Annotated in this window: 11 protein-coding genes; 4 read left to right on the top strand and 7 right to left on the bottom strand. The window is 51.8% G+C overall.

Annotated elements, in window-relative coordinates; all coding sequences use genetic code 11:
- On the bottom strand, window positions 1-201 hold a 201-nt coding region (locus Q0C48_RS06760; RefSeq protein WP_291522762.1), incomplete at its 3' end, for a hypothetical protein.
- Between the two features lie 716 nt (window positions 202-917).
- On the opposite strand from Q0C48_RS06760, the gene Q0C48_RS06755 reads away from it, so the two are divergent.
- The 4 genes from Q0C48_RS06755 (at window position 918) to istB (ending at window position 5,690) form a co-directional block, all read left to right on the top strand.
- The gene (locus Q0C48_RS06755; protein WP_215858680.1) at window positions 918-2,207 is read left to right on the top strand and encodes a porin; all 1,290 of its coding nucleotides are present in this window, start codon (window positions 918-920) and stop codon (window positions 2,205-2,207) included.
- Window positions 2,208-2,269: 62 nt separating this feature from the next.
- Window positions 2,270-2,839, top strand: a complete 570-nt coding sequence (locus tag Q0C48_RS06750) for a hypothetical protein (RefSeq protein ID WP_215858681.1) — start codon at window positions 2,270-2,272, stop codon at window positions 2,837-2,839.
- 624 nt (window positions 2,840-3,463) lie between these two features.
- Entirely contained in the window at window positions 3,464-4,969 is a 1,506-nt protein-coding gene (gene istA, locus Q0C48_RS06745; RefSeq protein WP_291522761.1) for an IS21 family transposase, read from the top strand.
- Window positions 4,959-5,690, top strand: a complete 732-nt coding sequence (istB, locus tag Q0C48_RS06740) for an IS21-like element helper ATPase IstB (RefSeq protein ID WP_291522760.1) — start codon at window positions 4,959-4,961, stop codon at window positions 5,688-5,690. The genes istA and istB overlap by 11 nt, the downstream gene beginning before the upstream one ends.
- Before the next feature lie 383 nt (window positions 5,691-6,073).
- Here the strand turns inward: istB and Q0C48_RS06735 are convergent, their stop codons facing one another.
- The 6 genes from Q0C48_RS06735 to Q0C48_RS06710 form a co-directional block, all read right to left on the bottom strand.
- Window positions 6,074-6,331, bottom strand: a complete 258-nt coding sequence (locus tag Q0C48_RS06735; RefSeq protein ID WP_215858353.1) for a hypothetical protein — start codon at window positions 6,329-6,331, stop codon at window positions 6,074-6,076.
- A gap of 549 nt (window positions 6,332-6,880) precedes the next feature.
- Window positions 6,881-7,741, bottom strand: coding sequence for a replication initiator protein A (locus tag Q0C48_RS06730; RefSeq protein WP_215858352.1), 861 nt, complete (start codon window positions 7,739-7,741; stop codon window positions 6,881-6,883).
- 14 nt (window positions 7,742-7,755) lie between these two features.
- Window positions 7,756-8,073, bottom strand: coding sequence for a BrnA antitoxin family protein (locus Q0C48_RS06725; RefSeq protein WP_215858351.1), 318 nt, complete (start codon window positions 8,071-8,073; stop codon window positions 7,756-7,758).
- Window positions 8,051-8,329 carry a BrnT family toxin gene (locus Q0C48_RS06720; RefSeq protein WP_215858350.1) on the bottom strand — a complete coding sequence of 93 codons (279 nt, stop codon included), beginning with the start codon at window positions 8,327-8,329 and terminating at the stop codon, window positions 8,051-8,053. The genes Q0C48_RS06725 and Q0C48_RS06720 overlap by 23 nt, the downstream gene beginning before the upstream one ends.
- Window positions 8,330-8,347: 18 nt before the next feature.
- Window positions 8,348-8,752 carry a hypothetical protein gene (locus Q0C48_RS06715; RefSeq protein WP_215858349.1) on the bottom strand — a complete coding sequence of 135 codons (405 nt, stop codon included), beginning with the start codon at window positions 8,750-8,752 and terminating at the stop codon, window positions 8,348-8,350.
- Between the two features lie 52 nt (window positions 8,753-8,804).
- Window positions 8,805-9,398 (bottom strand): tyrosine-type recombinase/integrase (locus Q0C48_RS06710; protein WP_291522759.1); only part of this gene is annotated, 594 nt, incomplete at its 5' end.

The following is a 9,398-nucleotide window of genomic DNA, read 5'->3' as shown; positions in this document are numbered from 1 at the left end:
GTCCGCGTCTGCCGCTGCCCGACGGCGGGCCGGGGTATTCACGACGGGAGAAGGGGCTTCGGGTACCGATTCCGGGAGCAGAGGCTCGGCCGTGGCCACAGCATCCAGGACTTCCGGGGCGGGTTCAAAAAAGCCCAGCTGCTCGGGCGCCTTCTTGGGAGTTTTAGGGGTTCGGGGGGCACGTTTTCGGGGTTCGGACACGGGCAAAATCTCCACAGCGTTTGTAATGTCTCATAATACCCGGTTTTTCGGCTTGCCGGGTATGAGGAGAATCAGGACATTAGCGACAGAGAGAAAAACGCCCACGAGACAGAATGGCGCATTGTGTCTATTTTGTTGAGTTTTACATGGAATACGCGGAATAACCTTGCTTGATAAGGCCGCCTCTCCTTCATCTCGCAGGTTTGTGCTAGAATCGGTCACTGATCTGCTGCGTAATGCGACAGGTTGTTTTGCGGATTATTCTGCCGGGGCTTCCCCGGCGTTTTTTCATAAATACATTGGTCGTTCAGATGTAATTATTATCGTTTTTAGTCATGGGAGTTCCCGTATCTGAACACGGAATCAACCAGCAAATGACAATGGCTCTCCGTCCATGCTTCAAAATCTGCGAGCGACAAAACTAAATTTCCCCTTGTTGATTACAAAACAACAACCCCCGGACTGTTCTTGCATCCCGTGCCGAACCGACCTACGATTACTAACGAATCTGATTTTTTCATGGTCAGACTCCTCCTCACGGGCCGGACGCTGTTGTCTGGCCCGTGCTTTTTCTAGTTTCGCTAAGCTTTCCATTATTGTGCCTTGCGATTTCCTGATATTGTTGTATCCTTTCCACATGAGGTAGGCAAAAAAACACACTTTCGTGCTTTGTAGTGTGAAGCCAAGCCTCTAACTTGTTTCAGGAGGAGTATCAAATGAAAAAGAATTTAATTGCTTTGGCAGTAGCAGCGGCTTTTGTAGTTCCCGGGATGGCTTTTGCGTCTACGAACGGCGTGTTCGCGCCCGCAAATAACAATGATGATACTGGCCCCATTCTGTATGGTTACGCTCAGATCACTGGTGCCCAGCAGTGGGGAACATCAACGAACGGATCCGCCTCAGGATCGAATGGTTTGGTTTTCGGCGCCAATCGTATTCGCTTGGGCGTCAAGGGTGAAGCAGTTCCTGGTGTAACGTACAACATTGAAGCGGGCTGGGATAATGCTGCGATCACTGGCAACACCTATTATCCTGGTGGCAATATGTTGAATGACGGCCTCGGTAATAGCGGCAATGCCTCAATCATCAACGCTTGGTTGAATTATGCGCCTGTACCTTTTGCTCAACTAGAAGTTGGTAAGTTCAAGTTACCTGTGGGTAACGAATATGTGAGCAAGGCAGGTAATGAGTTGCCTTTCGTATTCCGTAGCATGGCTCAGTCCTTACTTCCCGGTCGGTCTGCAGGCGCTATGATCCATGCCAATGACGTGATGGGAACAGGTGTAAGCTACGCAGTAGGTTTGGCTGATGACACGTCTCTAGATGCTTACAACGCTTATAACTGGACTGCAAACGGCTCCATGCCGTTCGGAAGCGGCCAGGGCGGTTATTTGAATGGCAGCGGTAATTACATCGCCTTTGCCCGTTTGGGTTATGACTTCATGGGGCCGTTGCTGAAGGCTGAGTTGAGCGGATCGCGCATGAGCCTTGGTTCTACACCTAACGGAAGCCCTATCCCACCCGACGGCTTGTCGCGCACAGCCATTTACACTTGGAACGTCGGCGTGCATGGCGGCTTGATGGGTATTCACTATGTGGCTTCTTATACCAACATGACCTCCGGGCGTAGTTTTGGTGTTAACGGTTACAATAACAACGGTATGCTGGCTACTGACTGGAACGTAGGTTTAGGTGTAAACCTGCATCAGATGACGCTAACGCCATCATGGTTAGATATTGAACCTGCGGTACGCTTCGATTCCTTCAGCATCAATAACCATACTGGATATGATGCGAAGATCGACAACACGACGGTTGGATTGAACTATTTCGTCAATCCAAACAACCAGCACGCTGCAGAAATACAGTTGAATTACATCATCCCAACTGCACGTCAAGGTAAGTTCGGAACAGGAACAATGGGAGGTGTATTCGGCGCCAATGGTGCTCCTATCAACGGCATGGCCTACAACACACTGATGTTGCAGTTCCAGGCTGGATTCTGATTAGTTAATCAGCAAAAAATGGCCGCTGCCACAATGACAGCGGCCATTTTTAATTGATCGGCATGTCATACAAAAAACAAAGCGTAAATGAAGATGAGCAGTTTCGATTAGCTGCAAAGGCTATTATTGCTCTGCGTAGCGAGAAATTATCTGGTATAGCGAAAGCCCTGCAACTTGACCCCGGCGGACTCTCTGGATGGTTAGGTGGCACTCCAAACAGGCTATCTTTAGAAAAAAAAGAGATCCTTTCAAATTATTTAGGATTAGAATTTACGCATATATCTCCTAGCGTAGTTCATTATTGGAACACAAACATAGAAGATTTGAGCGAGTTTGCTCCAGTAGTTATAAACAAAGATCTTCTAAAGAAAATAACAGTAACCCCAATCCTAGCAGACACGATCACTATTGGATGCATTTATCACTCAAAAGTAGGAGATACTACGCTAGTTATTTTATGCAGACCTCAAAACAAGGCTTTTCAAATACCTATTTTATCCCCAGAAATAACTGGTTGGGGAAATCTATCTCAACCTGTTGAGATAAAAAAATGCGCCTTTGATTCATGGTGGACAGAAAAAAATATATCTCCAGAGTATATCTGGACAAATATTCACGCGGGCATAAAATAAAGACAAAATATTATGATAGATTGCCTGTAAAAATTAATGAAAAGCAGATCCCCGGATTGATAATCAGCTGGTCTAACTGGTAATAAAGCCATTATTCATACTGGCTTTTGGCCTTTGAATGGGGCAGATTTGGCCCCTTCGCCCAAAATGTGCCCAACTCAGCAAAAAACGCCACCAGAAACCACTCTTTGACGCCTAACAGCTCACTGAAAACTCCAGGTGCGCACGATCCGAAGATCCTGAGGCGGGGCCTGCCAGGCGGAGGGGAGCGCGGGGAAGGGTGCAGCCAACAGAATAATGGAGCGGACCAAAAGGGCCAAAGACCCATCGGAATTGCCTTTGATAACCTGGAGTTGGGAAACGTCCCCATTGGGTCTGATGGTGACCGCTACCAACAATTTTCCGGTGAGGGTGTTCCCCTGATCTATTCTCGACCTGGACGCCCGCAGAATATGCGATTGCCATTGCAAGAGATAAGCGGCGAGCTCCCGTTTACGGGTCTGAGAAGACTCCGGGTGTTAATCAGCGTGCAAAAGTGAACAGGTTGAGGTGGAAAACAGCGTCGAAAACTGAACACCTGCTACCCTACCGGGATTTGGCCCGGAGGAACCTGGAGTGCTTTGTATGGAAACTATCGCGAAGATCCGTTTGCTGTATCACGTCAGGAAGAAAACCGTCAGTGAGATCGCCCAAGAAGTGCACATGTCTCGCAACACGGTATACAAATACCTGAACTATGATGCGGACGTACCCAAGTACGTCCGCAAACCCCAGGCGAAGCCACAACTGGGACCGCATGAGGCGATTCTGCAAAAGTGGGTAGAAACAGAAGCTCACCTACCTCGCAAGCAACGCCGAACGGCGCGTCGGCTCTGTGAGGACCTGCGCAAGGAGGGGTACACCGGGGCCTATGACAGTGTGCAACGATGGGTAAAGCACTGGAAGGCCGTGGCGCATCCGGGTGTGCAAAAAGCGTATATCCCCCTGGTATTCCTTCCCGGTGAGGCCTACCAGTTCGACTGGAGCACCGAGACCGTTATTCTGGGAGGCGTGACGCACTCTTTGAAGGTGGCGCACTTTCGCCTCACGTACAGCCGGATGTCTTTTGTCCGTGCCTACCCCAGAGAGACCCAGGAGATGGTTTTTGCGGCCCACCAGGAGGCTTTTGAAGCTTTTGCAGGGGTGCCGCAGCGGGGTATCTATGACAACCCCAAGACCATCGTTAACGTCGTGTACCGCAAGCCAGTCAAGGGACGGGACCGGGAGTTCAATCATCGATTCCTGGCCATGATGAACCACTACCTGATCGATCCCACGGCTTGCAGTGTCGCTGCCGGTTGGGAGAAGGGGCAAGTAGAGAATCAGGTCGGTAACATACGCGAGTGGTTCTTCACCCCGACCCTGCGCTTCGATGATCATGACCAGCTCAATGCCTGGCTTTGGCAGCGCTGTTTGGAGCGCGCTCAGAGCCATGCCCACCCGGAACAGAAGGAACGAACCATCTGGGACGTGTTCCAGGAGGAGAAGGGCCACCTTCGTCCCTTTCAGGCCACCTTCGACGGGTATGCTGAGGATCGAGTACGGGTGGCAAAGACTTGTTTGGTGACCGTGGATCGGAACCAATACAGCGTCCCTGCCCAATATGCCGGGCAGTACCTGCACGTGCGCCGTTACGTGGATCGGATTCTGGTTCTGCAGGAAGGCCAGGTGGTAGCCACCCACCGACGGCGTATGGGGCGGGATCAGACCATTACGGATGTTACCCATTACCTGGATGTGCTGGAGCGCAAGCCCGGCGCCTTACGCAACGGCCGTCCGTTCCAGGATCTGCCGCGGGCAATCACCTTGCTGCGCCAACGGCTGCAAAGCAAACCCCGGGGTGATCGCGAGTTTGTCGATGTCCTCCTGACTGCCCGGGAATACGGTATCGATAATCTGGAAACTGCCTGCGCCATGGCTCTGGAGCAGAGCATCGTGAATGCAGCGGTCGTACTCAACCTCATGCATCGCTTGGCGAATCCTCTACCTCCTGCACCCTTGTGCACCCCAGAGGCCCTGCGCCTGCGGGAAGAACCCCGGGCCGACTGTGCCCGCTACGATCAGCTCCGAGGGAATGCCAATGTCCACTGAGCTGCTGCAATCCCTGCGCGCCCTGCATCTCTACGGCATGGCCATGGCCGTGGAGGACTGGCTGGATCAGCGCCCCCCACAGGATCCAGAGGTTTGGCTGGCCAAGCTCATCGCTGCGGAAAGTCAGGAACGCGCCAATCGCAGCCTCCGCTACCAGATGCGTACCGCGCGCTTCCCCGCACAGCGTAATCTGGATGACTTCGACTTTGGCGAAAGTCCCGTAGACAAAAATGCGTTACTGCGTCTGGCCGATGGCCATTATCTGGGCGCTGCCCACAATATCATCTTCGTCGGTGGTACAGGGACCGGGAAAACCCATCTGGCACTGGCCCTCGGCCACGCAGCCATCTACCAAGGCCATCGGGTGCGCTGGTTCAATGTGGTCGATCTCGTCAACCAACTGGAACAGGAAAAGGTCCGTGGCCACAGTGGTCGCATGGTGAAAACCTTGTTAAATATGGACCTCGTCGTCCTTGATGAGCTGGGCTACTTGCCCTTCTCTGAGTCCGGCGGCGCCTTGCTCTTCCACCTGATCAGCAAACTCTACGAACAGACCGCCCTGATCGTCACCACCAACCTCTCCTTCGGGGAATGGGTCCAGGTCTTTGGTGATGCCAAGATGACCACCGCACTGCTCGACCGTCTCACCCATCACTGCGACATCCTCGAAACCGGAAACGACTCGTACCGATACAAAAAACGGTGCAGTCTCCCCCTCTAACCCTGTTCAAATTTCGACGCTGACACCTGTTCAAATTTGGACGCTGATTGACAGGACTGCGACCGCATTCTTCAGTGTCTCCACGCAACACCCATGACCGTGGCGGCAATCAGCAAGCAGATGCATCTCAGCACCGCACGGGTCGGTGGGATCATCCAGATCCTGGCAAACAGCCACCAGATACACGCACCACGCTGTATCAAAGGCCCTAAGGGAAACCCCGTGAACCTTTGGGAAATGCATCCGTCTCTGAAATCCCCGGAATGAAGGCCTCTGCCCACATTGTTACGCCGTAACGGTCTGCCGCGCGCTCACTCGTATCAGCCCATAGCCAAAATGACGCCCTCCCCAATAGGAGATGACCTTCAGAATAACGCTATTCGTTACGGCGTAACATTTTGCATATAGACTTCCAACGCGTCGTCATCCATACCCGATGTCACGCGGGCATCCTCCGCCATCACGATCTGCTCCAGTATCTCGCGCATGGTCACCCCGTTATGCCTGGACAGCCTTTTCAGGGCCAAATACGTCCCCGTATTCACCCAGGTGTTGATTCGGCGTTCTCCGTTGTTGTCAGTACCCGCAAAGGGCCGTCTGGCGCGATAGGCGGCCTGGCGTTCAGCAGCGGTTTTCGGCATAGGTTTCTCTCCTGAATAGGTTACGCAGTAACGTAATTATACTGCATTGTTACTGCGTAACAAAACCCCCAAATATCCCTCAACCATTACGTTGGGGTAGAAGCCTCTTTCAAAAACCCGTCGTAAAGGCCCATAAACGGCCATAGAACAGGCGCAAATTTCATTCTGGTACATTTCCATCACCCAGCCACTAAAAACGCGTTCTACGCCAAATTCCCCCACTTTTTGGAAAATTGGCGGGGGGAGCCGCCGGGGATGTTTGCGCCCGGCGCCGTAGGCGGCAAGTGGGCGCTCATTATCATTGCCTGCCAGTCATTTCGGTTTTGGCTTTTCCACCGTCAGAGACGTTAAAAGCTTTTTTTTAAGTTAAAACCGCGCGCGCGCGTTACGGTTTCTGGAAGCCTTATGGTTATTGGCCTGTAGGGGTGTTGCTGTGGGTAAACGTACGTTGAATGCGTGGGTAAAGGTACGTGTCTATCCACAGATTTGCGTGGGTAAAGGTACGTGTCTATCCACAGATTTGAGAAAATTATCCACAACCCTGATCGCCTATTTTCTAGGCCTTTTGAGGAGATCTTGCACTTGCGCCATCGCGCTTCTCATGCCTGATTTTGGATAAAAAGTGATGGCATCACCGTCATCGTTAAACATCACTCGATAGCCTGGCAACTCATCGGAATCCGCAAGGCATTTCAGCAGCCTCCGAAATTCCCGCAACGTAGCTGTACTGCCACTTTTTTCATGCAGAGTGCTAACCGTCGCGCGCCACCGTGATTGGCTACCGCAATGCTTCCTGGCTATCTCATATATGCGCCTGTCTAACGGCTTGCGTAGCCGAAAGTAATCTCGGTCAATGGTCAGTACATGGCGCGCTTTAACCGACCTGAATAACCAATCAGGAAGGGTAACTTCTACTGCAGCCATTCTATGATCTTTCCTCCGCTCAACAACTTTCCAGGAGTCAATCAACCCAAACCCAGAACGCTCACGCTTCCCGTCTGTTTCTATGTTCGTTTCAATACGAGTACCACTCAATCTACGCAAGGCGTCGGCCATTCGATCATACCCAACTCCAGCAACAGGGCGATTCGTTGTGACTAGAAAATCGTAAGCCACAAACCTCACCGTTCGGCTTATATCATCCCTACCTCTGTTAACAGCTTCCATCAGTTGGCTTATGCAATAGATCCAAACGTCTTTATCATGAATAGTGGCACAGCCGTATGGCCCTGGTTGTATCTCAACCTTGTAATTTCCACGTTCGTAGTAGCGAATTCTTTTGTCGCCGGCACGAAGAGCGAAAATGGGATGCTCCATGCTTGCCATGTCATCCTTGGGTGCCGCATCCAAAATGTCGGCAATAAAAAAGTCCCTCTGGATATGTCGATCTGGCCGAAGATGATTAGTCATGGCAGGAACGCCATCTAACGAGTCTGGTCATGCTTATCCAAATTTTCCATATAGCTGCGTAGAACTTTGTTCATTAGAACCTGATACCGCCCGCCGCGAGACTTGAACCATGTGATCACATCTTGATCGATCCGGATCGTGATCGGCTTCTTAGCGCCATGGTCCAAGACTTTTGCCGTTTCCCAGAAACTAGCTCCAAGTTCAGGCACATCACTGTAGTCGATATCCTCGTCTTTCAACGCATCTACTCGCTTCCAGTCGGTTTGTGAATCTGCCTGACTATCCCCTGTGATCTTTGTGATTACAGGCTTATCCACTTGTTGAACTTTCATATGCGTGAACCTCCCGGCTGTTAGCCTTTCGCAATGAGATGACACGAACAATGTTTGGGCTCCGGTGGGTATGAACAATAACCATCAACCGGCCCTCTATGTGACCCATCCCGACATAACGCGGTTCGCCATATTCCCGTCTGGTGTCTTCCGCCACCAGCATGGGGCCAGCCCACATTTTAGGTGCGTCGACAAAATCAATCCCATGTTTTTCAAGATTGATAAGACGCTTGGCTTCATCCCATTCAAAAATCATATGTACAACTATAAATATTTACCATGGCCACCACCAGCGTTTTGTTTGCGTTGGTCCGAGATTATCCTCTTGGTGCGTTAGCAGGGCTGTTGTTTTACTAACCTGGTCACGCAACCAGATTACTTCTTCCTCTTTGGCTCTCAGATATTCACGCAGCACTTCATTTTCAGATTGTAAGGCGCTGACGATCATGTCTTTATCTTTGCCCTCTGAATGTACTTCGGTGATCTCGTGTACATCTTTTTTGTTGTCGTCAAAATGGAGCGTACCGAATACCCTAAGCAACTCAGATGTATCAATAACCTTTCTCCCATCACGGTCTGATTCTACGGTGATAACTCCAGTATTTATATATTTTTCGTAGAGATGTGATCGGCTCTTTCCAGCCATTCTCGCCGCTTCAGATATGTTGACTTTAGCCATGTGCGCACCTGTATTTGATGTGTTGTCTTGTGTCTTTTATACCAGCAAGGCATCATCGCCACAATTTTTCAAAGCGCTGGGCGTTGGTGGCGGTATAGCGCACGGTATGCTGGATATTCCGGTGCCCCAGATAGTCCTGAATCAGCCGGGTATCCGCGCCCTGGTCAGCCAGCGCGAAACCGCAGGCATGACGCAGCATATGCGGGTGGGGTGGCAAAGAGAGCCCCGCGTCCTCGCCATAGCGCCGCAACAAAGCCCAGAAGGTCTTGCGGGAGAGGGCAGCGCCTCGGGTACTCAGAAACAGCGCCTGACGGTCCAGGTGCATCGTTCCTGAGCGGCTTTTCCCCCGGTCCCACTGCCGCAACCAGCGGGACCGCTCCTGCAGCCAGTTTTTCAGCATCCGGAGTTCTTCGGCCCGGAGGGGCTGGGTCGTGGACAATCCGCCCTTGAGGCGTTCGACATGGAGAATCCGGCTGTCCAGATCCACCTGGTCCAGACGCATGGCGCAGGCCTCTGTCACCCGCAGGCCATGGCGGAACATCAGGAAGATCAGACAACGGTCCCGTATCCCCGTCCGGGTGTTGTCCTTGGCGACCTGGAGCAGACGATCCACCTCCAGCGGCGTCAGATGCTTGCGGTCCGCGTC

The sequence above is a fragment of the Acidithiobacillus sp. genome (assembly GCF_023255755.1).
GTDB lineage: Bacteria > Pseudomonadota > Gammaproteobacteria > Acidithiobacillales > Acidithiobacillaceae > Acidithiobacillus.
The sequence above is the reverse complement of the archived record's forward strand: the minus strand, read 5'-3'. Positions and strand labels throughout refer to the sequence as shown.